The following is a 24,691-nucleotide window of genomic DNA, read 5'->3' on the forward strand; positions in this document are numbered from 1 at the left end:
CAGCCAAGGCCGACGCCGAGCCGGCCGGCGCCGCCGCGGCAGGCGCCGTTGCCGGACACGCCGGGAATCTGATCCCTCACTCCTCGCGGCCGTACCATTCGTCGAGGCGCATGAGCTGATCGTAATCGCCATAAGGCGCATAGGCCGGGTGGAGCTTGGCGGTGAACGGCTCGGCGCCGGTCAGCCACTTGTCCGCCGCCTCGGTGAACCTGGCGGCAGCCGAGGCCACGAAATCGCCCGGAGCCATGCCGCTGCGCAGATCGGCCGACACGACATAGCCGAACTTGCCCTTGTCCTTGGCGAGCGACCAATATTCGAACCGCTCGGCCCGCCCGTCGGCGCCGGGAAAGCCGCCGCGCTCGGCGATCAGGCCGAGCAGGCCGAGTTGCAGCGAGAAGCCTTCGTCGACCGCCTTGCGGCTCGGCGGCTTGCCGGTCTTGTAGTCGACGATCGCCAGCCCCTCGTCGCCGCAGCGGTCGATTCGGTCGGCGATGCCGTGAAGCTCGATTCCGGCGATCTCGGTCTTGCCGTCCTTCTCCGCGAGCATCGGCCGCCGCCCTGCCGAGCGGCCGTTCGCCATTTCCGCGGCGATGAAGTCGATCGCCTCCATCAGCCGCGGCTGCCACAGCGCGCGAAGCATCGGGTGGACGCCGGGATCGTCGAGCAGGGCTTCCGCCCGCGGCCGCAGCCTCGCGGGATCGCACTCGTCCTCCTTCATCCACGCCTCGAGAACGGCATGGACCGCAGTGCCGCGCCAGGCGGCGGTCGGGTCGGCGTCGGCTGGATCGAACGCGGCAAGACGCAGCATGCGCTTGGCGTAGAAGGCGTAGGGATCGGCCTTCAGCCGGTCGACGTCGGTGACGTAGAGGAGGCGCGGCCGGTCCTTCGCTGCCGGCGCCGGAGCCGGGCGGGCGGCCGGACTGAACGCCGCCGGCCTGTCGAGCGCCTTGGCCCAGCGGCCATGATTGGGCTCGCGGGTGACTCCGCCGGTCATCGCCTCGATGCGCAGCCAGAAGCGCGAGGCGATGGCGGGCGAGCGGGCGTCGCGGCGCGCACGAGTCACCAGCACCTGGCGCGCGCCGATGCCGCAGGCGAAATCGTGAGCGGCGAGCCCGATGCGTCGCTCCAGCGACGGCAGGCCGAGATCGGCGCGGATACGCGGCGCGAGCCACGGATCGGGCGCCGGAGCGGCCGGCCAGGTGCCTTCGTTGAGGCCCGCGAGGATCATCAGGTCGGCCTGCTGAAGCCGCGCCTCGAGCAGGCCCCAGATGAACAGGCGCGGATGCTGGCCGAAGGGCGGCCGCACCGCCTGCCCGTCCATTATCCGCTCGAGCAAGGCCGGCAGCGACGCCGGCTCGACGCGCTCGGGCCCATGGACCGCCGCATCCTCCAATGCTGCGAGCAGCTCCGCGGCGGCACGGCCCGCCGGGCCACGCCACACCCCGTCGCCGGCGAGAGCGCCCGCGGTCTCGCGGATGCTCGCGAGGATCTGGCCGAGTCCCTCGGCGCGCTCGCGCGGGTGCCACAGCCGCTCCTGGTCGTCGGCAAGCGCCTGCGCCGCATCCTCCAACGGCTGGAGCAGCGCCCTCGCCTCCTCCTCCCAAAAGGGCAGCGCGCGCCTGCGCTTACGCGCGGCCCTGCCCTCGCCCTCCGAGAGATGGGCCGAGACTCCGCTGAGCCCCGCCGCCGGCCGCGGCCCGCGCAGCGCGAGGTCAAGCAGGCGCACGCCGTCGAGCCACGGCAGCCGCGCCTCGCCCTGGCGAACCAGCGGATGGTTAAGCAGGGTCAGCAGCGGCACCGGCGCGAAGCGCTCGACCGCCGCCGCCGCGATGGCGAGCAACAGGGTGCCGGGCGGCGTCTGCGACAGCGGTCGGCCGGCGCTGTCGTCCGCCTCGATTCCCCAGCGCTTGAGATGGGCCGACACCCGCCGAGCCAATTTGCGGTCGGGCGTCACCAGCGCCGCCGTCTTCCCCGGGATCTCCAGCGCTTCGCGCAAGGCGATGGCGATCGCCTGCGCCTCCTCGGCGGGATCGGCGAGTTCCAGCGCCCTGACGCCGCTCAACCGGCGCTCGGCGGGCTTCAACTCCGCCCATTTCGCGGTTGCCTCGGGAGGGGCCATGGCGTTGCCGATCGCACGGCTGCGAACCGCCGGGGCATCGCGGCCGCCGCCCCAACGCCATCCCTCGACCTCGTGGCGCGCGAAACCCATCCGGTCGAGCAGCAGCTTCAGATGGAATTGCGGGTGGCTCTCGGCGGCGCGGCGCTGGCGGCCGCCTTCGCCGTCCAGCGGACCGAGCATCTCCCATTCGTCGTCGGGCATGGCGAGGTCGAGCGCGGGGAGCACGACCATGCCTTGCTCCAGCAGCGCCACCCGGCGCAGCAGCCGCGCCACCGCCGGCGCCGAGGTGGTGATTCCGGCGGCACATATGAACGCGGCCGGCGGGGCGGCCCGCCAGCGCCGCTCGAGCGCGGCGAGCAGGCGGTTGCGCCGCTCGGCGAGATCGATCCGGCCGAGCTTGGCCAGCTCCGCCGGCCAGTCGCGCAGGATCAGCTCGAGAGTCGCCAGCGAGCTTTGCCAGTGGACGGCGAGGTCGGGCAGGTCGGCGGCGATGTCGCGCAGCCGCGCAGGCGCCACTTCCTCGATGATCAGCTGGTCGAGCGTCCGGCCAAGGTCGCCGGCGAGGCGCAGCGCCTCGGCCGCATCGACGCCGCGATGGCGCTGGACGAGGCGCCCGAGGCGCATCTGCCGCTCGGTCGGATCGAGCGCCGGCGGGATCGGCTCGGCGCCCAGCGGGTCGAGTGCCCCGCCGATCCGCTCGTCGAGCTCCGGATCCCCGATCGGCACGAGCCGCGGCAGCAGCAGGCCGCCTCCGGCGCGCCGGACGAACGCGTCGCTGACAGCGCGGGCGGCGCGGTTGTTGGGCAGAAGCACGATACCGCGCGCGAGCCCGGTCGGCTCGCCGCCGAACCGCGCCAGCAGCCCCGCCGCGAGCGCGTCGGAGAAGGAGCGGTGAGGCGGGATCGTGAAAAGGCTCGGGCGGGTCACCTCGCCAAGCTATCCGCTCGCTGCAAGCGAAGTCGAGGGCTGTCGGCGCGAAGCCTTATGCCGCCGCCAGAATATCCTCGGCACGGCGGATCGACTGCGGCTGGCCGACGTCAAACCACAAGCCCTGGTGGACGGTGCCGTAGAGGCGGCCCGAATCGATCGCCCGGTCCCACAGGATGTTGGTCGAGAACGGCCCTTCTGGAAGCTCGCCCTCGAACAGGCGCTTCGAGACCAGCTGGATTCCGGTGAACACGAACGGTGCGACGCCGTTGGCGCGGCGGCGGCGAAGCGCGCCGGTCGGGCCCATGTGAAAGTCGCCGCGGCCGCCATGGCAATGCGCCCGCGCCAGCGGCACGAGCAGAAGCAGGGCGTCCATGCGCGCGTCGTCCCAATTGGCGGCGAGCAGCTTCATGCTGTCGACCGGGCCGTCCACCCACAGATTGTCGGAATTGACGCTGAGGAACGGATCGGCGTCGAGCTCGGGCATCGCCTTGACCAGCCCTCCCCCGGTCTCGAGCAGCTGCTCGCGCTCGTCGGAGATGACGATCTTCATCGGCCCGCGGCGCTTGCCGACATGAGCCTCCAGCGCGTCGGCGAGGTAATGGACGTTGACCACCACCTTCTTGACGCCGGCGGCCTCGAGCCGGTCGAGGGCATGGTCGATGAGCGGCTTGCCGGCGACCTCGACCAGCGGCTTGGGCCGGGTCGCAGTGAGCGGGCGCATGCGCTTGCCGAGGCCGGCGGCCATCACCATCGCCACTTCAGGAACGTCGACGCTCGGGGCGGGCCGAAGCGCCAGCGGCTTCACATATGTGTTCATTCCGAAATCCAGGCCGCCGCGCGTTTCTCGGGCGGCACGTTGGCGTCGAACCACGCCTTCACCGGCGCGAGGCCCGGATGCTCGAGGTCGCGCTCGAGCAGGCCCCACATGCGCGGCTGGTAGCTGGTGTAATGCGGCTTGTTGTCGCGCTTCCACAGGCGGGTGAAGACGCCGAGGATTCGGGTGTTGCGCTGGGCGGCGAGCGCCCAATAGGCCCGCTCGAAGCCGGCCGGGTGGCCGGTCGCCTCGAGGTAGCGCGCCAGCATCTCGCGCTCGACCGAGGGAGTCACGTCTCGGCGGGCGTCCTCGAGCACCGAGACGAGGTCATAGGCCGGGTGGCCAGCGAGCGCGTCCTGGAAGTCCAGCAGGCCGAAATGGCGGATGCCCTCGCGCCCGGTGATCAGCATGATGTTCTCGGCGTGATAGTCGCGCAGCACCGTCACCGGGCCGAGCCCGTCGGCGGCGACCGGCGCGAGCGCCTCGGTCCAGGCGTCGCGATAGCCGTCCTTGTCGACGTCCAGCCCGAGCGCCGGGCAATACCAGTCGGTGAACAGGGTGATCTCGCCCAGCCATTCCTCCAGCGCGTGCGGCTTGAGGCCCGGCATCGATGGCAAGGCGTGGAGATGGACGAGGAGGTCCGTCGCCTGGGCGTAAAGCGCGCGCTCGCGCTCCGGGGTCGCGTCCAGCGTCTCGCGCAGGCGCTGGTCGCCGAAATCGTCGAGCAGGAGCAGGCCCTGCTCATAGTCGACGGCAAGGACGCACGGCGCCGACAGGCCGGCATGGGCGAGCCACTCGGCGACCGCGACGAAGGGGCGCGGGTCCTCGTGCGGCGGCGGCGCGTCCATCAGCACGGCGGTCTCGCCATCGCGGTGCACGCGGAAATAGCGGCGGAAGCTCGCATCGCCGGCAAGCGGACGGATTTCAGCGCCGGCCCAGCCATGCGCCGCAAGGAAATCAGGCGCTTGGACCGGCGGAATCATCGTGGAGGCCATCGGCGCTCCCAAGCGGTCGGCACGGACGCTGTCAAGTTGCGGCCTCCACGGGGGTCATGCTCCAAATTCAGCCCGAGCGTCCCGGGCCACAGACGCGGCAGCCGTTCGGGCCATTCGATCAGAAGCGCCGAGTCGAGCAGTGCATCGTCCAGTCCGAGCTCCTCGAGTTCGTGCGGGTCCTCGATACGATAGAGATCGACGTGCCACACAGGCAGCGAAACGTCCGGCGGCTCGTATGTTTGCACGATCGGAAACGTCGGGCTGCCGACCTCCCCTTCATGGCCGAGCCCGAGGAGGATGCCGCGCGACAGGCTGGTCTTGCCGGCGCCGAGCGTGCCGAACAAAGCGACGACGTCGCCGGGCCGCAGCAACGGCGCGATCCGTCGCCCCAGCGCCTCGGTCGCCTGTTCGTCGGGAAGATGGATCATGGTCAAGCCGATGCCTGCGCTTCGCCCTCCGGCGGAGCGGCCAGCGCGCGATGGGCCGCGCGCTGCCCTTCCGTGCGCGGCAGAGTCACCTGGAAAGTCGTGCCGCCGCCGAGTTCCGACGTCATCTTGATTGTGCCGCCATGCGCCTCGATGAACTGGCGGGCGAGCGGCATGCCGAGGCCCATGCCGCCATCGCTCTGCGCCGCGCTGCTCTGGAAGCGATCGAACACCCGCGCCTGCTCGGCCGGGGGGATGCCGGGGCCGTTGTCGGAAACGATGAGCTGCGCCTCGGACTCGCCGCCCTGGACGGCCAGCGTGACGCGGCCGTCAGCGGGGGTGAACCGGATCGCGTAGCGCAGCAGGTTGAGCATCGCCTGGCTGAGGCGGCGGCGGTCGCCGGTGATCGTGCCCGCCGAGGCATCGATCCGCGCATCGAATTCGATCTGCTTGGCCTCCGCGACGTCGCGGGCCTGCGCCGCGACGGCCTCGCCAAGGTCGGCAAGGTCGATCTCGTCCTCGGCGAGCAGCAGGCTCCCCATGTCGCTTTGGGTCAGATCGAGAATGTCGTCGATCAGCGCCGACAGTCGGCCGACGCTGGCGATTATCGCGCCGACATAGTCCTTGGCCGCCCCCGCCAATTCGCCGGCATAGCCGCCGTCGAGCATCTCGGCGAAGCCGGCGATCGAGGTCAATGGCGTGCGCAATTCGTAGCTGATGTTGGACACGAAGGCGGTCTTGACCCGGTCGGCCTCCTCCAGCGCCATGGTGCGGTCCCTGAGGGCCGTCTCGACGCGCGCGCTGTCGGTGACGTCGAGGATTGTGAAGAGCACGTCGTCGGCCGGGATCGGGATGGCGGCGAGCTCATATTCACGGCCGTCCTTGAGCTGCAGGCGGCCGCTGCGCGGACGCCGCGTTGAGATGGCGGCGCGGATCAGGTCGCGCACCAGCACCGCCTGGCGCGGGCGCTTGACCAGCTTGCCGATCTGGGCGGCGATCGCCTCGACCATCGGCCGCTCGGCGAGATCGGCCTCGGCAAGCCCCCACAAGGTGAGGAAGCGGTCGTTCCACAGCTTCAGGCGCCGGCTCGACGCGAACACGGCGATGCCCTCGGTCAGATTGTCGAACGTCGTCGTCTGGACCTGCTGCATCCGCTCGCGGTCGGATTCGAGCATCATCTGGCGGGTGCGGTCCTCGAAGATGGCGAGCAGGCCGCCGTCGGGAAGCGGCTGGGCGAGGACGCGCAAGTGGCGCCGGTCGGGGAGCTCCCAATCCTCCTCGATCGCCGCGAGACCCTCGGTGAACCAGGCGCGCCGCTCGGCCTTCCAGCCGGGATAGTCGCGCGGCTCGGGCAGTTTGCGGGCGTCGCGCATCGCGTCGATCACCCGGTCGAACTCCGGCCGGTCGGCAAGGAACTCGCCGCCGAGGCCGAACAGCCGGGCGAACGGCTGGTTGAAGAAGATCAGGCTTCGGTCCCTGGCGAACTGGGCGACGCCGGCCGACAGGCGGTCGAGCATGTCGCGCTGGGCCTGGACGAAGCGGGCGAGCTCGGCGCGGGTCTGCTCCAGCTCCTCGACGTCCATCGCGAAGCCGGCGACTCCGGACGGACCGACGGGCAGCTCGACGATATGCATCATGCGTCGCTCGCCCGCGATGGTGGCCGGAACGATGCGGTGGACCGGCTCGCCGCGCTCGCGAATCTCGGCCGCCTCGCGCGCCGCGTTGCGCCCCCCCGCCTCATCGATCAGCTCGATGCCGTCATGGACGACCTGGACCGCGTCGCGGCCTTCGACGGCAGCGACATAGGCGCTGTTGACGAGCGCCAGCCTGAGGTCCGGGCCGCGGTGCCAGATCGGGAACGGCGCAACTTCGATGAGACCAGACAGCGCCTGCAGCGCCGCCGCCTGGCGCTCGGCCTCGGCTGCGTGAGCGTCGGCGCGGCGCTCCTGCTCGGTCACGTCGACCACCCACATCACTGCGGCGTTGCTTCCGAAGCCAGCCGGCGCCGGGGAGATTTCGAACCGCAGGATTCGGCTGCCCCTGGCCGGCCTCAGGACGAGGACGGCGGCGGCGCCGCCCCGCGACGCCTCGGCAAGGCGCTGCGCCAGCAGGGCGGCCTCGGCGGGAGCGAACGCGCCGCTCTCTCCGGCCAGCTCGGCGAACCGACGCGGCAAGCTCGCCAGGCCGAGCATTGCGGGCAGCCGCTCGCCCCCTTCCAGCGTGCCGTCGCGCCGCACGACCAGCGGCACCGCCGGCCCCGACGCGAGCAGGCCGCCGAGCCGGGCGATGTCGCGCCGCTGCGACGTTGCGAGCACAGCAGTGCGGCGTCCGCGCAACGTCGCCCACAAGGCGACCGCCAGCCAGCCGCCGGCGAACACGGCCAGCAGGGCGGCGGCGGATGCGGACAGAGTGACCATCGGCCGCCCTTGTAGACAGGCCAAGGCGGTTTCGGAAAGGCGCTGAAAAGGAGTCCGGCGGGCGGGAAACGCGCCCCTGGCAGGCCCGCCTCAGCTATGTTGCAGAAGTGATACAGTCCTGAACTTTCTGTGAACGGAACGACCATCCTGCTTGATCGCAACGCTCGGCTCGCCCAGCCTCCCGGAATCTGAGGCTGCCCCTTTGAAAATCGAAAGGATTCCAGATTCTATGAGACAGACAGTCACGCTCCGCCGGAGCGCGCTCTGCTCCGCATCGTTTATCGGCATGGCGCTCGCGCTCGCGACGCCGGCCTACGCCCAGCCGGGCGCCGAGACGCAGCCGGTCTGCGACCCTAACGATCCCACCGATGTGGATTGCCAGCCGGGTCAGTCCGAGGTCGAGATCGAGAGCGGCACCAACGTTCAGGCCGGCCAGGAATCGACGATCACAGTCACCGGCACCCGCATCCGTCGCCCGAACGTCGAATCGAACGTTCCGGTGACCTCGGTGAGCGCCGAAGAGCTGACTTCGCAGGGCGACGTCAGCGTCGGCGATGCGCTGAACGACCTTCCGTCGCTGCGCTCGACCTTCAGCCAGGCCAACTCGACCCGCTTCATCGGCACGACCGGCCTCAACCTGCTCGACCTTCGCGGCCTCGGCACCCAGCGCACGCTGGTCCTCGTCAACGGCCGTCGTCACATCACGTCGAGCGTTGGCGACTTCCTGGTCGACGTCAACACGATCCCGAGCGACCTCATCGAGCGCGTCGACGTCGTGACGGGCGGCAGCTCGGCCGTGTACGGTTCTGACGCCATTGCCGGCGTCGTGAACTTCGTGCTTCGCCGCGACTTCGAAGGCATCCGCCTGCGTTCGCAGGCCGGCATCTCGTCCGAAGGCGACCGCGGCATCTACTTCACGTCGCTGACCGCCGGCGAGAACCTGTTCGACGACCGCCTCAACGTCGCGGTCAACCTCGAATATGTGCACGCCGACGCGCTCTACTTCGCCCAGCGCGATTCGCTGACCGGCGCCGCCTCCGGCCGCTGCCAGTTCGAAGCGGCCGAGACGATCGGCGGCGACGGCCCGACCGGCACCAACGGCTTCCCGGACACGACTTTCCAGTGCGGCGTCCGCAACGGTAACATCTCGACCGGCGGCCTGCTCACCGCCGTCGGCGTGACTGCCGCGACCTGCCGCGACCCGGCGATCCTCGCCAATCCGGCGCTTGCCGGCCGCTGTATCAACCCGGGCACCCCGAACGGTCTTCCGCGCGTCGTCGTGTTCGACCAGAACGGCAACGTCGTCACCAACACCGCGGGTCGGGACCAGCGCATCTTCGGCGGCGCCAACACGATCGGCGGCGGCCTCGGCTCCACCCTTCGCGAGACCGGCCAGATCGCTCCGGGCCTCGACCGCTACACGGCCAACTTCCTGGCCCGCTTCGACCTGAGCCCGGCGTTCCAGCCGTTCATGGAAGCCAAGTACGTCTACATCGAATCGCTGCAGGAGGGTCAGCCGACCTTCTTCCAGGCGAGCTTCCCGCAGTTCTTCGGCTTTGGCCGCGGCTTCCGCTGCGACAACCCGTTCCTGACTTCGGCGAACATCGCTGATCTCCAGTCGATCGGCCGCTGCCTTGGCGGTGCCGCCTCGACCGAGACGATTCCGCTGTCGCGCTTCAACATCGACTTCGGCGGTCGCCGCCAGTTCGTCGAGCGCGAGACGTTCCGCGCCGTCGCCGGTATCGGCGGCGAGTTCAACGGCGACTGGAACTACGAAGTCTCGTTCAACTACGGTCGCTTCGAACAGACCACGTCGGCGCAGAACGACCTTGCGATCTTCGACATCGACGCCGACGGCAACCTCGTCGACCAGGGTCCGTTTCTGCGCGCCACGGACTCCGTCCGCAACGCGTCGGGCCAGATCGTCTGCCGCGTCAACGCGGACGCCGATCCGACCAACGACGACCCGGCTTGCGTCCCGCTGAACCCGTTCGGCTTCGGCCGTCCGAGCCAGGCGGCGCTCGACTATGTCACCTACACCTCGACCCTCGAGGGCTCGGCGACGCAGTACAACGCGCTTGCCTTTGTCGGCGGCGACCTGTCGCAGCTGTTCGAGTTCCCGGGCGGCCCGGCTCGCTTCGTGCTCGGCGGCGAGTATCGGCGTGAAGAGGCGTTCCAGCAGGCGGACCCGCTGTCCCGTGCCGGCGCGACCTTCTTCAACGCGTTCCCGACGTTCGATCCGCCGGCCTTCGAGGTCATCGAGGGCTTCGGCGAGCTCGAGCTGCCGCTCCTGCGCGACGTTCCGTTCGCTCATGAGCTGACGGTCACCGGTGCGGCCCGCTACTCGGACTACAATACGGGTGCGGACACCACCTTCGCGTGGAACGTCAACGGCACCTGGGCTCCGGTCCGCGACGTGCGCTTCCGTGCGAACTTCTCGCGCGCGGTGCGCGTGCCGACGATCGGTGACCTGTTCACGCCGCCGACCCAGAGCTTCGCGTTCCTGGCGGATCCGTGCGATGCGCAGAACCGCAACGGCGGCGCGAACCCGACCCAGCGTCAGGCGAATTGCGACGCAGCCGGTATCCCGGCGACGTTCGTGAACACGCTGGCACGCAGTCAGACCACCGAGATCGCGATCTCCGGCAACCCGTTCCTCTCCGAGGAGAAGGCGGACAGCTACACCTTCGGTGTGGTCGTCACCCCGTCCTTCGTGCCTGGCCTGTCGATCACGGCTGACTATTACAGCATCGAGCTCAAGAACCGCATCGAGACGGTTGGTGCTCAGACGGTGCTGAACCAGTGCTTCGACCTGCCGCAGCCGAACGAGTTCTGCGACCTGGTGACCCGTCGGGGCGTCGACGATCCGACCACCCCGGAGCTCGAGCAGTTCTTCTTCGCTACCCCGGGCGTTCTGTCGTCGGGCGTCAACTTCGCCCGCGGCGAAGCGGAAGGCGTCGACTTCGAAGTCGCTTACCGTCGCCGGTTCGGCAACGGTGTGCGCCTCGATACGCGTGCCATCGTGACCTACGTGATTGAGCGGAACGATTTCATCAGCCCGACCAATCCGGACATCGCGACCCGCAACCTCGACAACCTCGGCGACCACCAGTGGGCGGCGAACTTCTCGGCGACTGTCGGCACCGGTCCGTTCGACCTGCGCTACTCGGTCAACTTCATCGGTGAGACCTACACGGCCGCGCCGACGAACTTCGAGGAGTTCCAGGGCCGTCCGGCCACCAACCCGGACGCCCGTGCGGCGGACGAGCTGATGTACCCGGACACCTTCTACCACGCGATCCGCTTCAACATCCGTCCGAGCGAGCGGTTCCAGTTCTACATGGGCGTGGACAACCTGTTCGACACCCAGCCGCCCTTCGGGCTGCTCGGTGGCGGCGGCGGCGATCCGTACGATCCGATCGGCCGCTACTTCTACGCGGGTGCCACGGTCGACTTCTAAGTCGCCCCACACCCAACCCTTTGAGGGCCGCCTTCGGGCGGCCCTTTTTTTGTCCGTCCAGTGCGATAGAGAGGCGCGATGACCGCTGACGAAGCCGAGATCGACCGCCGGCTGGCCGCCGATCCCCGCGACATCGAGGCCCTGGCCGCCAAGGCCGACGCCCGCCACGCCGCCGGGGACGACCGCGCGGCCGCGGCGTTCTACAAGGCCGTGCTGAGCGCAGCCGCGGCCGTCGGCGGCCCGCTGCCGATGTCTCTCAAGCCGATCATCGAGCGCGCCCAGCGCGGCATCGCGGCGGCGGAGGGGCGCTTCGAGGACTATCTCGAGCGATCGCTGGTCGACGCCGGCCTGCCGCCCGGCAGTCGTCCTCCTCGCTTCCAGGACTCGCTCGACCTTCTCACCGGGCGCCGCACCACGAACCTGCAGCTGCAGCAGCCGTCGGCTTATTATTATCCGGGGCTTCCGCAGCGGCGCTATTATGAGCGGTCAGAGCTTCCTTGGGCCGCGGAGATCGAGGCCGCGACAAGCGTGATCCGCGGCGAGCTCGACGCCTGGCTGGCGCGCGGCACGGAGGGCTTCACGCCTTATCTGGTCAATGACCCGAGCCGGCCGCGCAGCGACTTCCACGGGCTTCTCGACAACCCGGCCTGGAGCACGCTCTATATCTGGGAGAAAGGCGCGTCCGTGGCGGGCCTCGCGCCGCATTTCACGCGCACGCTGGCCGCGGTCGAGAAGCTCGCGCTTCCGCACATCACGGTCCGTGCGCCTTCGGTCCTGTTTTCCCGGCTCGGCCCCGGCGCGCGCATCCCGCCCCATCATGGCATGCTCAACGCGCGCCTGATCTGCCACCTGCCGCTGATCGTGCCGGAGGGCTGCGGCTTCCGCGTCGGCGGCGAGACGCGCCAATGGGAGCCCGGCAAGCTGCTCGTGTTCGACGATACGGTCGAGCACGAGGCGTGGAACGACAGCGGCGAGGACCGCATCATCCTCATCTTCGACGTATGGCGGCCCGAGCTGGATGCCGCCGAGCGCCGGGCGGTCACCGCCCTGTTCGAGGCGATCGACTCCTACGGCCGCTAGCGCCGACGGACGCTGCACAAAAAAAGGGGCGGTGCCTGCGCGCCGCCCCTTTCTCGTTCGTCTCGCTCGAAGCCTTAGTAGCGGTAATGCTCGGGCTTGAACGGGCCCTCGACCGGAACGCCGATATAGTCGGCCTGCTTCTGGCTGAGCGTGGTCATCTTCACGCCGAGCTTGTCGAGGTGGAGCGCCGCGACCTTCTCGTCGAGATGCTTCGGCAGGACGTAGACCTTGTTCTCGTAGGTCTCGGCCTTGGTCCACAGCTCGATCTGCGCCAGCACCTGGTTGGTGAAGGACGAGCTCATGACGAAGCTCGGGTGGCCGGTGGCGCAGCCGAGGTTCACGAGGCGGCCCTTGGCGAGGACGATGATCTTCTTGCCGTCCGGGAACTCGACCTCGTCGACCTGCGGCTTGATCTCGGTCCACTTCATGTTGTTGAGCGCCGAAATCTGAATCTCGCTGTCGAAGTGGCCGATGTTGCACACGATCGCCATGTTCTTCATCGCGCGCATGTGGTCGAGCGTCAGCACGTCCATGTTGCCGGTCGCGGTGACGAAGATGTCGGCGCGGGCCGCGGCATCCTCCATGGTGACGACCTCATAGCCCTCCATCGCCGCCTGCAGGGCGCAGATCGGATCGATCTCGGTGACGAGGACGCGGGCGCCGCCGTTGCGGAGCGAGGCGGCCGAGCCCTTGCCGACGTCGCCGAAGCCGGCGACCACGGCGACCTTGCCGGCGAGCATCACGTCGGTGGCGCGGCGGATCGCGTCTACCAGCGACTCCTTGCAGCCGTAGAGGTTGTCGAACTTCGACTTCGTCACGCTGTCGTTGACGTTGATCGCCGGGAACGGGAGCTTTCCCTTCTTGGCCAGCTCATAGAGGCGATGGACGCCCGTGGTGGTCTCTTCCGACACGCCCTTGATCGCCTCGACCGTCTTGGTGAGGTAGCCGGGGCGCTCCTTCAGGAAGCGGTTCAGGGTCGCGACGAAGATTTCCTCTTCCTCGTTGGACGGCGTGAACAGGGTCTCGCCGGCCTCGACGCGCGCGCCCCACAGGGCGAACATGGTGGCATCGCCGCCGTCGTCGAGGATCATGTTGCAGGTCTGGTCCTGACCCCAGTCGAAGATGCGGATCACGTAATCCCAATATTCCTCGAGCGTCTCGCCCTTCACGGCGAAGACCGGCACGCCCGACGCGGCGATGGCGGCGGCGGCATGGTCCTGGGTCGAGAAGATGTTGCAGGTCGCCCAGCGCAGCTCGGCGCCCAGAGCAGCCAGAGTCTCGATCAGCACCGCGGTCTGGATCGTCATGTGGAGCGAGCCGGTGATGCGCGCGCCCTTCAAGGGCTTCGACGCGCCGAACTCGTCGCGCAGCGCCATCAGGCCGGGCATCTCGGTCTCGGCGATCTCGATCTCCTTGCGGCCGAAATCGGCGAGGCTGAGGTCGCGGATGACATAGTCGTCAAAGTTGGACTTGGGCTGCGTGGCCAAGGGACTGCTCCTGAATGTGCGAAAAATGGGCGGTTGTGACGCGCGCCCTAGCGCGGGCGCGACCGAATTTCAAATATAAAGATATCTTTATATGTTTCCAGGGGAAGCGCCCGCGCGGTTCGGGTGCCGGCTGAAAACCGCTCCTTAACCGTACTCCCCTACCCTCGCCGCTCGCGGAGGTACGAGATATGGAGTTCAGGGACGTCGGCCTTCTTGCTGCAGTCATCGTCGGCGGCCTCGCCATCGGCTGGGCGTCGGGGGACGGCAGCGCGGCTCCCTCCCCGACCGAAGCAACTCCGGTCACCGCGCAAGGGTCATCCTCCGCGCCTTCCCAGTTCGGCGACGCAACGGCGCCGGGAGCCGCGGCCATGCCGCCGCTCGCGAACCGGACGACGGAAGGCGAGCAGCTGGACTCCGCGGTCCAGGCGCGCGCTCAGGCCGCCTTCCAACCCGGCACGGCCGCCGCCGGCGCCGCGCCCGCAAACGTGCCGGTCATGGCGCCTCCGCCGCCCGCCCAGTCCGGCAGCAGCTGGGGCGGGCAATCCGCCGCTTCGGGCAGCAGTTGGGGGGGCCAGGGGCAATCCTCGGGGACCGGCTGGGGGGTCCAGGCTGGAGTCGCGCCGGCGAGCCCCGCTCCAGCGGCGCCGGCTCAGCCGGCCACCGCGCCCGCAACCGAGCAGCAGCCGACCGGATAGACGGGCGGCCCTGCCCGCCCGACGATCAGGCCTGGAAGGTGTTGCAGCTGCGCGGCGTGACGCGGCCAGCGTTACGCAGCGAATGATCGTTGCGCTGGCGCACGTTGTAGGCGCTCTCGTAGCGGATCTGCCGGGGGCCGAAGAGCCGCTCGGACACAATCGGCTGATAATTGTAGACCACTTCGACGACCATCACCGCGGTGCCGGGCGAAGCCGAGATCTGACGACCGGCAGGCCCGATCTCGGTCAGCGTGGCGTGATTGGGACTGCTCGGAGCGGTCGACGGAGTCACCCGGTCGGCGCCCAGATTCTCGGTGCCGTTGGTGATGTCGCCATTGTTGGCGTTCTTCGGCCGCCCGTAGCTGGAATTGACGTTGAGCGCGCCGTCGCAGCGCTGCCAGCGGATCCACTGGCGGTTGTTCTGGGTGCGCTCGAAGTCGCTGAGGATGATCCGCCCGTTGGCCGCGAAGTCGATTCCGGACCCGGTCATCTTCGCACCGGTCATCAGCTCGACGATATTGGCCTCGTCGATGCTGTCGCGGACGCGCGCGGCGTTGTCCGCGGTCAGAGTCGCGATGTTGCTGACCCGCAAATGGGCGATCGCCAGGTTGGCGGTCTCGAAGCCGTAGAGGCTGAGCGCCAGCAGGATCGGCAGCGACAGGGCGAACTCGGTCAGCGCGAGGCCACTGTTGCAGTTGCGCAGGTCGCGCGGCAGCGCGCGCCGGCGGCCAGGAGTGCGTGTGGCGTCGGTCATGAGCAGCGTACCACGGGGGTTGGAATGGTCCGCCCGGCGAAGGGCTGGTTGCGCAGAACGGTATCGGCGGCGACCGTATCGATGTCGCTCCAGCCGAAGAAGCCGGCAACCGGGAACATGCGCGGATAGCTGATGCTCACCCGGTAGCGGACGATGTCGTCGGCCTGGCCCATGCCCGCGCGGCCGCGATCGAGGTCGTAACGCTGGTTGTTGTTGTAGTCCTCGTAGCAGTCGCCGGCATTATATTGGCCGAGCGGGACAGTGTCCTGGGAGATGCGCTCCGGCACGCTCACCTGGGTGAACTCGTCATAGCTGTCGACCGAGGTGGTGATCGTCGCGGCATGGCTGAACGAGTGAAGCCGCTGCTTCACATGCGCGTCGACCTGGGTCGTGCTCATCGTGCCGACGGTGGCGAGGCGAGCCGCCTCGTGAAGCGCGCCCTGAAGCACCGACGAGACATACATGCGGTAGCCGAGCTCGAACGTGCCCATCAGGATCAGGCACAAAGCCGGCAGGATCATCGCGAACTCGATGATCGTCGCGCCCTGCTCGTCGCGCGCGAGCCTGCGGAAGGACCTGGGCAGGATCACCGGGTCAGCCTCAGCGAACCGATATTCTGGCCGATCTCGGTGAAGCGCTGGATGAGTTGGGCGCGATTTCCCGACGTCGACGCATGGTCGTTGCTGCTCGCGCACTGGCGCAGCTCGGCGGTGAGGTTGGTGCCGAAGGCGATCACCCAGATCTGCGCGTTGAGGCTTCGCGCCGCGTTGCAGATCATCCGGAAGCGCTGCATGTGGCGCCCGTGCTGGGCGTTGGCGGCGCCGTTCCCGGTGATCCGCTGGTCCATATATTCGATGCCATAGGCCGAATAAGCGAGGTTGCTCGGCGCAAGCTCACCGTCGGTCATGAAGATGATGTGGCGCGCGACCGGCATGTTCGCGTGCGTGTCCGGGCTGTCGGCGAACACGCCGGCATTGGAGATCATCCGAGCGCCCCAGATCATGCCGACGTCATGGTAGGTGCTTCCTTCGGCGCGCAGGCCGTTGACGTAATTCTGGATGTTGGTGCGCGTCCACGCCTGCAGCCGGCGCGCGGAGGCCGGGCAAGCGGGCTCGCCGGCGATCTGGTCGTAGCGCGCGCCGACCCGCGACGGCCGGTTGGTCAGGTTGCCGCCGGCGTCGCCGCGGAAATATTCGACCTCCGCCCATTGCGGGCGCCACCGAGTCTCTTCCGAATTGGGCACCAGGTTGATGTTGAGATCGGCCGCCTGGCCGGGGATCGCCATGCCCGAATTGGGATTGATCGCCGACGTCGTCGCGCGTTCCTCGATGCAGCCGTTCCACACGTCGGCAGTCTGGTTGGTGCCGGGCGTGCGCGTCGGCAGCGCGACATTGTTGGCGAACGTCTTGTAGCCGGACGTGTCCTGCGCCGAGCGCTCATAATACCAGAAGCCGAACGTGGCGGTCGCGGGTCGGTCATATTGCCGGGTCGTGACCGTGCAGGTCCCGTTGGAATGGGAGACCGTCCGGCCCGTCACCGGGAACGTCACATCCTCGACCGGTGGATCCTGCCGGTAGCTGTTGCAGGTGCCGGAGTTGACGTTGTTGATCGTCTGAGTGCTCTGCGACTGGACGTAGATCGGCACGCGGGTCTGATATTCGACGCTGCTGGCGACATGGCCCGGGTTGAGCAGGCTGCCGACATTGACCGTGCTGGAATAAGGCACGATTCCGAACCGAAGCCGCATGCCCGCGGCCTCGAGCTGGGCCTGGGTCGGCGCGAGCGCGTCGTAGAGCGCGAGGACCGCCTCCCGCAGCGCGCGGATTCGCGACGTCGTGATCTCGGAGGTGCGGCCGCAATTGCCGCTCTCTTCCGGCGTGCACAGCATCGAGCCGGTGGTGTCGAGCACCAGCATGACGTCGGTGTTGACGAAATTCAGCGAAGCGTCGCAGGTGACGTTGAGCGGCAGCGTCGTGTAGCCGAACAACCGCATGATCGTGGTCGGGATGGTCGTCGCCGCGGTCACCCGGATCGTGCCCGGGCCCGAGCGCGCCACCACCGGAGTGAAGGCGGCGGTCTGATACTGGCCCTGGCGGAAGTTGAAATTGAAGAAGCGCTGCGCCTCGTCGTTGACCGCGGTGCTCATCTGGTCGCCGGTCATCACCCGCCGCCCGGCGAGCGCCGCCGCGTCGCAGGCGCTCTGCAGGCGCGCCTTGGCCATATAGGCGCGGCTCATGTCGACGCCCGACCCGATCATCGCGGTGAGCGGAACGAGGGCTGCGCCGACGATGGCGAGCGTGTTGCCCTTCTTGTCCCTGGCAAGCCGGCGCAGCACGCCGCCGCCGATCGGCTGGTCCGTCACTCTCGGTCCCTCACGCATAGCCATATGCGCTCCTGGCCGACCCGTTTTGCGGGCCGCTCCTAGGCTAATGAGGGAGAGTTAGATAAAGTCGCTTGACCGGACTGGGTTAGCGGCTTGTTAACCAGCGCCCCCCGCTCAGGCGGTGCCGTAGTCCGAGGCGAGCAGGCGGGGATCGATGCCGGCGGCCTTGAAGCCCTGGTTCCAGCGGCTCTCGGCCGTGCCCTCGAACAGCAGGTCGTCGTCGCCCGGCGCGACGAACCAGCCGTGGCGGGTGAGCTCCTCCTCGAGCTGTCCGCCGCCCCAGCCGGCATAGCCGAGAGCGGCGACCCAGCGGGTCGGCCCCTTCCCCGCCGCGATCGCCTGCAGCACGTCGATGGTCGGGCTCAATGTCCAGCGTCCGGCGACGTCGATGCTCTCCTGGCCGCCCCAGTCGCGGCTGTGGATGACGAAGCCGCGCGACGGCTCGACCGGGCCGCCGAGATGGATCGGCGCGTTGGGCGCGACGCCCGGATCGATGTCGAGCTGCCCGAGCAGGTCGTGGAAACCGAGGCGCGGGATGATCCGGCCGAGGCCGATACCGAGGGCGCCGTCCTCGTCATGGGCGCACATCGCGATCACCGAGCGCTCGAAGCGCGCATCGCCGATGCCGGGCATGGCGAGCAGGAACTGGCCGGTGACGAAGCGGGGCGTCTCCATCCGCCCGATATAGGCCGCGGTCGATGGCGGCGCCACTGGCCGAGACGGGGAGCGCTTGCTAGGGCGCCCGAGACTCGAAGCACAGGAGCGAGACACATGGCCATTCAAGTCGGCGACCGCATTCCCAGCATGACCCTCGTCAAGGCGACGGCGGAAGGGCCGCAGCCGGTGCAGACCGACGATTATTTCGCCGGCCGCAAGGTGGCCCTGTTCTCGGTGCCCGGCGCGTTCACGCCGACCTGCTCGGCGCGCCACCTGCCGAGCTTCGTCGAAAAGGCCGGCGAGCTGAAGGCCAAGGGCATCGACGAGATCGCCTGCACCGCGGTAAACGACGCCTTCGTGCTGGGCGCCTGGCAGAAGGCCAACGGGGCCGACGACGTGACCATGCTCGCCGACGGCAATGGCGAGTTCGCGCAGGCGCTCGGCCTCACTATGGACGGCTCGAAATTCGGAATGGGAACGCGCGGCCAGCGCTGGTCGGCGGTGGTCGACGACGGCGTCGTTAAGCAGCTCAACGTCGAGGAGCCGGGCGGCTACGGCGTCTCCGGCGCCGAGCACATGCTGGGCCAGCTCTAAGCCCCTTCGTCATTGCGAGGAGCGTCAGCGACGAAGCAATCCAGGCGTGGTTCTGGATTGCTTCGCTGCGCTCGCAATGACGAAACTATCGCGACAGCGGCGCCAGCACTTCCTCGGCAAACAGGTCCATCTGGGCGGCGAAGGCGAGCAGGTTCACGGCGAGGTTGCCGCGCACGAAGCCGTAATCGGCGGTGAGGTAGCGCTGAAGCGCGAGATTGCCGTTGGGCAGCATGAAGGCGCGCGAGAAGGCGTAACGCTGGCTGAAGGCGAGAATCGCGGCGGCGGCGCGCTCGCTGCTGGCGCCTTGCGGCCGCTCCCAGCCGCCCTGAAGGCTGATCGCCCGGCAGACATTGCCGTCGCCCGAGCAGGCGCCGAACACGATCGCCGCGCGCCGCCCGCTGGCGAAGGTGACGAGCAGACTCGGCCGCGCAGGCGTGCCGCGACGTTCGTGCCGAGCGCCGATCTCGTCGAGGACGCTTTCCACCGTCGCATAGTTGAACGTGGGCAGTACCTGGCGATTCTCGGCCGAGTCGGGAGCCCACCGCCCCTGCCCCGACGCCTCGCCCGGAGCCAAAGCGAGCGCCACTGCCGTCGCGATGGCGCCGGCGCGGATCACCGCGGCGCGAGGATGAAGTCGACCCCGACCCGGACATGGGCAGGGACGTTGGGATCGCTCCCCGCCGCGCCGCTCGTGGCGAGATTGGCGATGGCCGGGTCGCCGCCCATCATCAGCGACATGAAGTCTACCTCGACCCGCTCCGTCACCCGCGCGATTCGGGCGACTCGCATGCCCAGCGACGCAGCGTAGGAATCGGCCTCGGCGCGGGCCGCCGCGATAGCGTTGTCGCGCGCCTGGCGGCGTACCGCGGACATGTCGGACGAGCGGTAGGTGGTGTCGCTGTAAATGCCCTCGATGCCTTCCAGCGTGCGCATCAGGGCCGCGATCCGGGCCAGGTCGCGAAGGCGGATCACCGCTGAGGCGGAACCCGAGCTGGCCGCCTCCCCCTCGCCGGCGACGTCGAAGTCGGCCATATTGGTGACGTAGTCCGCGGCATTCTCCATCATCATGTCGCGGTAGGACATCAGCTCGCCGATCTCGATCTCTCCGCCGGCGTCGCGCGCGGCGGTGCGCAGCCGGGTCACGATCCGGTCATATTGGCGGCGAAGCTCGCGATCGTCCGCGGCGGAGATCGCGATCTGGATCGCAATCTCGGCGGAACCGGCGCGCCCGGTCGCGCTGCCCATGCTGGTCAGCTCCAGCAGCATCTCGCCGGCGGCGAGCGGAACAGTCGCCACCGGTCCCTGCGCCGACGCGGCCGGCGCGACCGCGAGCAGCAACGCCAGCCCGAGCCCGATCGAACCTCTCATGACCGTCCCCCTCGCTCGCCCGCGCCCCCGTGCGCGGAGCGAGCGCGATCATAGATCAGGAGCGGCGGGGCTGACCAGCGTCGCGACGCCGTCAGCGCGGCACCAGCGCGAAGTCGACGCCGACATAAGCGACGACCGGAATGTCGGCGCCGTCCTCCTCGGGAAGCCGACCGAGGGCGGACGGGCCGCGCCGCTGACGCTCGCTCATCAACAGATCCATGAAGTCGAAGCCCATTCGCTCCGTCACCCGAACCACGCGCTCCACCCGCATGCCGAGCGCGGCGGCATAATTGTCGGCCTCGGCGCGGGCGACCGCGATGGCGTCTGCGCTCGCCCGACGCTGAGCGGGCGTCTCGTCGCTGACGCTGAAGGTGGGGCCGACGACCCGCGCATCGTCATCTTCACGAAGAGCGTCGGCCAGGGCCTCGGCGGCCGCCACGTTGCGTGTCCGGATGACGATGCTGCGTTGCTGGCGCTCGATCCGCGGAGGTGGACCCGCCGCCGGGTCGCGCGGAATGGACGGGACGGTCATGATCATCGGAGGCGGCGCGCCGCTATCGTCGATGTCGGCTGCGCCGATCCCCGCGGCGAGCGCCATGCTGCGCACCCGCTGGACCTCAGCATCCGCCGCCGCACGGGCGTCGGCCTGCCGGGGACCGGTGCCGGTCACGGTGACCGTGATCTGCGCGGTGTCGGCCCGCTGCGTCGCCTTGCCGACAGCATTCACCTCGAGAAGAATCTCGCCCGGCCGAAGCGGCTGAACCGGGACCGGGCTCGAATTCGAAGCGCCGCTGGGCATTGCCGGAAGGCCGGGCTGGATCGTCGCGGCGAGCACCGCAAGCAACAGAATCTGCATGGTTTCTCCCCCTGATTCAGCGACGGATCATGGGGGAGGCCGCCGATCCTCTCAAGCTCAACGTGGTACGAGCGCGAAATCGAAGGACATCGGCACGTCGACTTCGACTTCCCGGTCGCTGGAGGTGGCGCCCGCCATCATGCTCAACATCGCCCGATAGGCCTGCATCATATCGCCTTCTGGGGCCGCGCGCTCACTCGCCCGCACCAGCCGGCCGAGGCGCATGCCCATCGCGTCGGCGAGATCTTCCGCGGTGGCGCGGGCCTGCACGATGGCACGCCGCCGGGCCTGCCTGCGCGCCGAGTCGTCGTCGTCCAGACGATATGCCTCGCTGCCGATCGTCACGGCTCCGCCCGTCGTGATCGCCTGGCGGACCTGGTCGAGCCTGTCGAGGCGCCGAACCGTGACCGCCAGGGTGCGGTTCGCCTGGGCGGACGCTTCTTCCGAGTCGACGTCGCCCGCCGCCTCGATCGCCGCGGCCGCCATCGTGTCGGTCGTATTCCCGGCGAAGCCCATCGTGCGGAAGTCCGGCGGAGCGATGTCCCCCGGCGCGACTCCCAGGCGGCCCGCCCGTTGGGTCAGCGCCGCCACCTGCGCTTCCAGCGCCGCGTTGGCGGCGTCCATGTCGGCCCCGGTGCCCGCGACACTGACGGTGAAGATCGCCTGATCGGCCGGCGCGGTCGCGGTACCAGTCGCCTGGACCTCGAGCAGGACCTCGTTGACCGCGAGCGGGTGGGTCGAGACCGGCCCGGCGGCCGCGGAATGGGCGCCGCCTGCCAGGACCACCCCTTGCAAACTGAACAGAAGCGCCGCGCCAAGACCGATGGTCATGATCCCCCTCCCCCTATCGAAAGAGGGGGATCATGCAGGCGACTTGGCCGTGCATCAAGCGGCGGCGGCCTGCCGCCGCCCGATCAGCCTACCAGCCGCACTGGCGCCCGCGATTCTGCTCCTCGAGCCAGCCGAGCAGCGGCCGGAAATATTCGACCATCGGCTGGGCGGACATCTCGCGGCTGCCGGTGAAGGCCTCGAGCGCCTCCGGCCACGGCCGCGACGCGCCCATGGCGAGCATCTGGTTGAGGCGCTCACCGACCTCGCGGTTGCCGTAGAAGGAGCAGCGGTGGAGCGGCCCGGTCCAGCCCGCCTGGTCGCACGCCGCCTTGTAGAATTGGAACTGCAGGATTCGGGCGAGGAAGTAGCGGGTGTAGGGCACGCTCGCCGGCACGTGATATTTGCCGCCGGCGTCGAAATTCTGCTCGGTCCGCGCGACCGGCGGGCGGATGCCCTGATATTGCAGGCGCATGGCGTCCCACGCCTGCTGGTAGTTGGCCGGCGTAATCGAGCCGTTGAAGATGCCCCAGCGATAGCGGTCGACGAGCAGGCCGAACGGCAGGAAGGCGATCTTGTCGAGCGCCTGGCGAAGCAGAAGCGCGCGGTCCTGCTCCGGGGTCGGCAGCTGGTTCTGGCGGAGCAGGCCGGTCTGGACGAGATATTCCGGGGTGACCGACAGCGCGATCATGTCGCCAATCGCCTCGTGGAAGCCGTCATTGGCGCTGTCGAGGTAAAGGAACGGCTGCTGGTTGTAGGCGCGCTGGTAGTAATTGTGGCCGAGCTCGTGGTGGACGGTGACGAAATCGTCGCCGTTGACCCGGGTGCACATCTTGATGCGCAGATCGTCGACATTGTCGACGTTCCACGCGCTGGCGTGGCACTGGACCTCGCGGTCGCGCGGCTGGGTGATCATCGAGCGCTCCCAGAAGCTCTCCGGGAGCGGCGCAAACCCGAGCGACGAGAAGAAGCTCTCGCCCTGGCGGACGATCCGCTCGGGCGTGTAGTTGGCGCGGGTGAGCAATTGGGTGAGGTCGTAGGCGGGCCGGCCGGAGGCGCCGCGCGGCGCCACGACGTCGTAGATGTTGCCCCATTCCTGAGCCCACAGATTGCCGAGCAGATCGGCGCGGATCGGGCCGTTCTCGGGCTGGACCTGGTCGCCATATTGGCGGTTGAGGCCGGCGCGGGTGAAGCAGTGAAGCGCCTCGTAGAGCGGACGCACCTCGTTCCACAGCCGCTCGGTGAGCTGCTCGAACTCGGCCGGCGTCATGTCATATTTGGAGCGCCACATCGCGCCGGTGTCGTCGAAGCCCAGCTCGCGGGCGCCGGTGTTGGAGATATCGACCAGCCGCTGATATTCGTCGCGCATCGGCGCGCCGACATTGTCGTTCCAGCTGGTCCACATCTCCTGGAGATGGGCGGGGTTGCGGACCGTGCCCATGCGGGCCTCGATCTCGTTGCCGGTCAGCGTCTCGCCGTTCATGGTGCCGCGGCCGCGGCCATATTGCGACTGGAGGTCGGTGGACAGGCGGTTCAGCTCCGCGGCGGCGCCCTCCGTGGTCGGCGCGGGAAGGACGAGCGCGGTCCGCAGGATGTTGAGCTTGCGCTGGGTGTCGTAGCTGAGGCCGGGGACGTTGGCGTAGCGCGCCGCCTCGTTGGCGAGACGGACGCGCAGCTCGGTGTCGAGCGTGCCGAAATGGGTGGCGAGCGCGTCGGTGTCGGGGGTGATGTAGGTCGCGTTGACCCACGCGGCGCGGGCGCCGATCACCGACAGCTCCGACAGCTCGCGCTCGGCCATGGCGACGAAGGTCTCGGCGTCGGCGACGGTCGGCGCGGCGGCGGGAGCCTCCTGCGCGGGCGCGGCGGCGTGCTGGGCGGCAGGCGCGTCGGAGGCCGTCGCCGGCTCCTGCGAAGCGGAAGCGGCGGCGCAGCCGGCCAGGCACAAAGAGGCGGCAAGCGCGAGCAGGGAGGCTTGGGCTTTCATATTACGCATCCTCGACATTGGGGTTGTCGTTCAGGTGATTATGTTTTTGCGATGGACTGCCCCTTGCTCCCGCCGGGCCGCACGGGTCAAGCGCCGAGAAAAGCTGCGATCGCGGCGCCTAGCTCCGGACGGGTGACGCTGCTCATGTGGCCGCCGGGCACCTCCTGATAGGTGCCGTGTAGAAGCCGCTCGGCGAGCGCCGGCGCCGAACCGTTATCCTGGTCCTCGGCGCCCGCGACGACCAACGTCGGCATGGTGAGCCTGGCGAGATCGGCTTCCTGGACATGCTCCCAGGTGTCGAGGAGGAGCAGCAAAGCCTGCGGGTCGCCTTTTGTGGTCTTGAGGAATGCCTCGGCCATCCATTTGGGCGAGCCGCGCTCGTGCTTGCCGAGGTTGGTGAGGATGTCGCGGAAATGGTCGGCGCGTCCGGTCGTGCCGAGCAGGCCTTCGAGGCCCATGCCCGCGAGGACGAGCCGCCGGGGTTTGGCGCCGCGCGCGACCATCCGGGTCGCGGTGCGGGCGCCGAGCGAATAGCCGACGAGGTCATAGTCGGTGAGGCCGAGATGATTGACGAGGGCGAGCGCGTCGCTGGTGAGCACGTCCTTCGGGTAAGCGGCGGGATCGTGCGGCTTGGCGCTGTCGCCATGAGCGCGGTGGTCCGGCATGATCGCCCGCAGCCCCTGCGCCGCGATCGCCTCGGCATGGCCGTAGCGAATCCAGTTGGTGAAGGCGTTGGAGAACAGGCCGTGGAGCAGGACGACCGGATGCCCGTCCGGATCGCCCATTTCGTGCCAGGCGATCGACTGGCCGTCGGGAGCGGTGAAATGGTGGTTGGTGGCTTGCAT

Annotated in this window: 20 protein-coding genes; 4 read left to right on the plus strand and 16 right to left on the minus strand. The window is 69.0% G+C overall.

Annotated elements, in window-relative coordinates; genetic code table 11:
- Nucleotides 1-76 precede the first annotated feature (76 nt).
- The 5 genes from addB to G7B71_RS08795 are packed head-to-tail and all read right to left on the minus strand — an operon-like array spanning nt 77 to nt 7,700.
- Nucleotides 77-3,046, minus strand: coding sequence for a double-strand break repair protein AddB (gene addB, locus G7B71_RS08775; protein ID WP_166039977.1), 2,970 nt, complete (start codon nt 3,044-3,046; stop codon nt 77-79).
- Between the two features lie 55 nt (nt 3,047-3,101).
- The gene (locus tag G7B71_RS08780; RefSeq protein ID WP_166039979.1) at nt 3,102-3,866 is read right to left on the minus strand and encodes a nucleotidyltransferase family protein; all 765 of its coding nucleotides are present in this window, start codon (nt 3,864-3,866) and stop codon (nt 3,102-3,104) included.
- A complete protein-coding gene (locus G7B71_RS08785; protein ID WP_243406175.1) occupies nt 3,863-4,858 on the minus strand; it encodes a phosphotransferase in 996 nt (331 codons plus the stop codon). Before G7B71_RS08785 ends, G7B71_RS08780 begins: the two co-directional genes overlap by 4 nt.
- A complete protein-coding gene (gene tsaE / locus G7B71_RS08790) occupies nt 4,843-5,286 on the minus strand; it encodes a tRNA (adenosine(37)-N6)-threonylcarbamoyltransferase complex ATPase subunit type 1 TsaE (RefSeq protein ID WP_166040062.1) in 444 nt (147 codons plus the stop codon). Before tsaE ends, G7B71_RS08785 begins: the two co-directional genes overlap by 16 nt.
- Nucleotides 5,287-5,288: 2 nt before the next feature.
- A complete protein-coding gene (locus tag G7B71_RS08795) occupies nt 5,289-7,700 on the minus strand; it encodes a PAS domain-containing sensor histidine kinase (protein WP_166039981.1) in 2,412 nt (803 codons plus the stop codon).
- Nucleotides 7,701-7,929: 229 nt separating this feature from the next.
- Here G7B71_RS08795 and G7B71_RS08800 point away from each other — a divergent pair, with 229 nt between their 5' ends.
- A complete protein-coding gene (locus G7B71_RS08800) occupies nt 7,930-11,160 on the plus strand; it encodes a TonB-dependent receptor (RefSeq protein WP_166039983.1) in 3,231 nt (1,076 codons plus the stop codon).
- A 78-nt stretch (nt 11,161-11,238) separates the two neighbouring features.
- Entirely contained in the window at nt 11,239-12,240 is a 1,002-nt protein-coding gene (locus G7B71_RS08805) for an aspartyl/asparaginyl beta-hydroxylase domain-containing protein (protein ID WP_166039985.1), read from the plus strand.
- A 74-nt stretch (nt 12,241-12,314) separates the two neighbouring features.
- Here G7B71_RS08805 and ahcY read toward each other — a convergent pair whose 3' ends face one another.
- Entirely contained in the window at nt 12,315-13,727 is a 1,413-nt protein-coding gene (gene ahcY, locus G7B71_RS08810) for an adenosylhomocysteinase (RefSeq protein ID WP_166039987.1), read from the minus strand.
- A 368-nt stretch (nt 13,728-14,095) separates the two neighbouring features.
- On the opposite strand from ahcY, the gene G7B71_RS08815 reads away from it, so the two are divergent.
- Nucleotides 14,096-14,422, plus strand: a complete 327-nt coding sequence (locus G7B71_RS08815) for a hypothetical protein (RefSeq protein WP_166039989.1) — start codon at nt 14,096-14,098, stop codon at nt 14,420-14,422.
- A gap of 25 nt (nt 14,423-14,447) precedes the next feature.
- Here G7B71_RS08815 and G7B71_RS08820 read toward each other — a convergent pair whose 3' ends face one another.
- The 4 genes from G7B71_RS08820 to G7B71_RS08835 all read right to left on the minus strand — a co-directional run bounded on the left by G7B71_RS08820 (nt 14,448) and on the right by G7B71_RS08835 (nt 18,234).
- A complete protein-coding gene (locus tag G7B71_RS08820) occupies nt 14,448-15,176 on the minus strand; it encodes a pilus assembly protein (protein ID WP_166039990.1) in 729 nt (242 codons plus the stop codon).
- Nucleotides 15,173-15,766 carry a TadE/TadG family type IV pilus assembly protein gene (locus G7B71_RS08825; RefSeq protein ID WP_166039992.1) on the minus strand — a complete coding sequence of 198 codons (594 nt, stop codon included), beginning with the start codon at nt 15,764-15,766 and terminating at the stop codon, nt 15,173-15,175. The genes G7B71_RS08820 and G7B71_RS08825 overlap by 4 nt, the downstream gene beginning before the upstream one ends.
- Nucleotides 15,763-17,538: a Tad domain-containing protein gene (locus G7B71_RS08830; protein WP_243406176.1), complete on the minus strand. Its 1,776-nt coding sequence runs from the start codon at nt 17,536-17,538 to the stop codon at nt 15,763-15,765. Before G7B71_RS08830 ends, G7B71_RS08825 begins: the two co-directional genes overlap by 4 nt.
- A 135-nt stretch (nt 17,539-17,673) precedes the next feature.
- Nucleotides 17,674-18,234: a YqgE/AlgH family protein gene (locus G7B71_RS08835; protein ID WP_166040069.1), complete on the minus strand. Its 561-nt coding sequence runs from the start codon at nt 18,232-18,234 to the stop codon at nt 17,674-17,676.
- A 96-nt stretch (nt 18,235-18,330) separates the two neighbouring features.
- Between G7B71_RS08835 and G7B71_RS08840 the strand changes: the two genes are divergently transcribed.
- Entirely contained in the window at nt 18,331-18,810 is a 480-nt protein-coding gene (locus G7B71_RS08840; RefSeq protein WP_166039994.1) for a peroxiredoxin, read from the plus strand.
- An 85-nt stretch (nt 18,811-18,895) separates the two neighbouring features.
- Here the strand turns inward: G7B71_RS08840 and G7B71_RS08845 are convergent, their stop codons facing one another.
- The 6 genes from G7B71_RS08845 to G7B71_RS08870 all read right to left on the minus strand — a co-directional run bounded on the left by G7B71_RS08845 (nt 18,896) and on the right by G7B71_RS08870 (nt 24,691).
- Nucleotides 18,896-19,426 carry a YbjN domain-containing protein gene (locus G7B71_RS08845; protein WP_166039996.1) on the minus strand — a complete coding sequence of 177 codons (531 nt, stop codon included), beginning with the start codon at nt 19,424-19,426 and terminating at the stop codon, nt 18,896-18,898.
- On the minus strand, nt 19,423-20,178 hold the full coding sequence (locus G7B71_RS08850) for an SIMPL domain-containing protein (RefSeq protein WP_166039998.1): 756 nt from the start codon (nt 20,176-20,178) through the stop codon (nt 19,423-19,425). The genes G7B71_RS08845 and G7B71_RS08850 overlap by 4 nt, the downstream gene beginning before the upstream one ends.
- Before the next feature lie 91 nt (nt 20,179-20,269).
- On the minus strand, nt 20,270-21,034 hold the full coding sequence (locus tag G7B71_RS08855; protein WP_166040001.1) for an SIMPL domain-containing protein: 765 nt from the start codon (nt 21,032-21,034) through the stop codon (nt 20,270-20,272).
- Between the two features lie 57 nt (nt 21,035-21,091).
- Nucleotides 21,092-21,865 (minus strand): SIMPL domain-containing protein, encoded by a 774-nt coding sequence (locus G7B71_RS08860; RefSeq protein ID WP_166040002.1) that lies wholly within the window; start codon nt 21,863-21,865, stop codon nt 21,092-21,094.
- Between the two features lie 88 nt (nt 21,866-21,953).
- Nucleotides 21,954-23,846 carry a M2 family metallopeptidase gene (locus G7B71_RS08865; protein WP_166040005.1) on the minus strand — a complete coding sequence of 631 codons (1,893 nt, stop codon included), beginning with the start codon at nt 23,844-23,846 and terminating at the stop codon, nt 21,954-21,956.
- A gap of 86 nt (nt 23,847-23,932) precedes the next feature.
- On the minus strand, nt 23,933-24,691 hold the full coding sequence (locus G7B71_RS08870) for an alpha/beta fold hydrolase (RefSeq protein WP_166040070.1): 759 nt from the start codon (nt 24,689-24,691) through the stop codon (nt 23,933-23,935).

The sequence above is a fragment of the Sphingosinicella sp. YJ22 genome, assembly GCF_011320075.1.
Taxonomy (GTDB): Bacteria; Pseudomonadota; Alphaproteobacteria; order Sphingomonadales; family Sphingomonadaceae; genus Allosphingosinicella.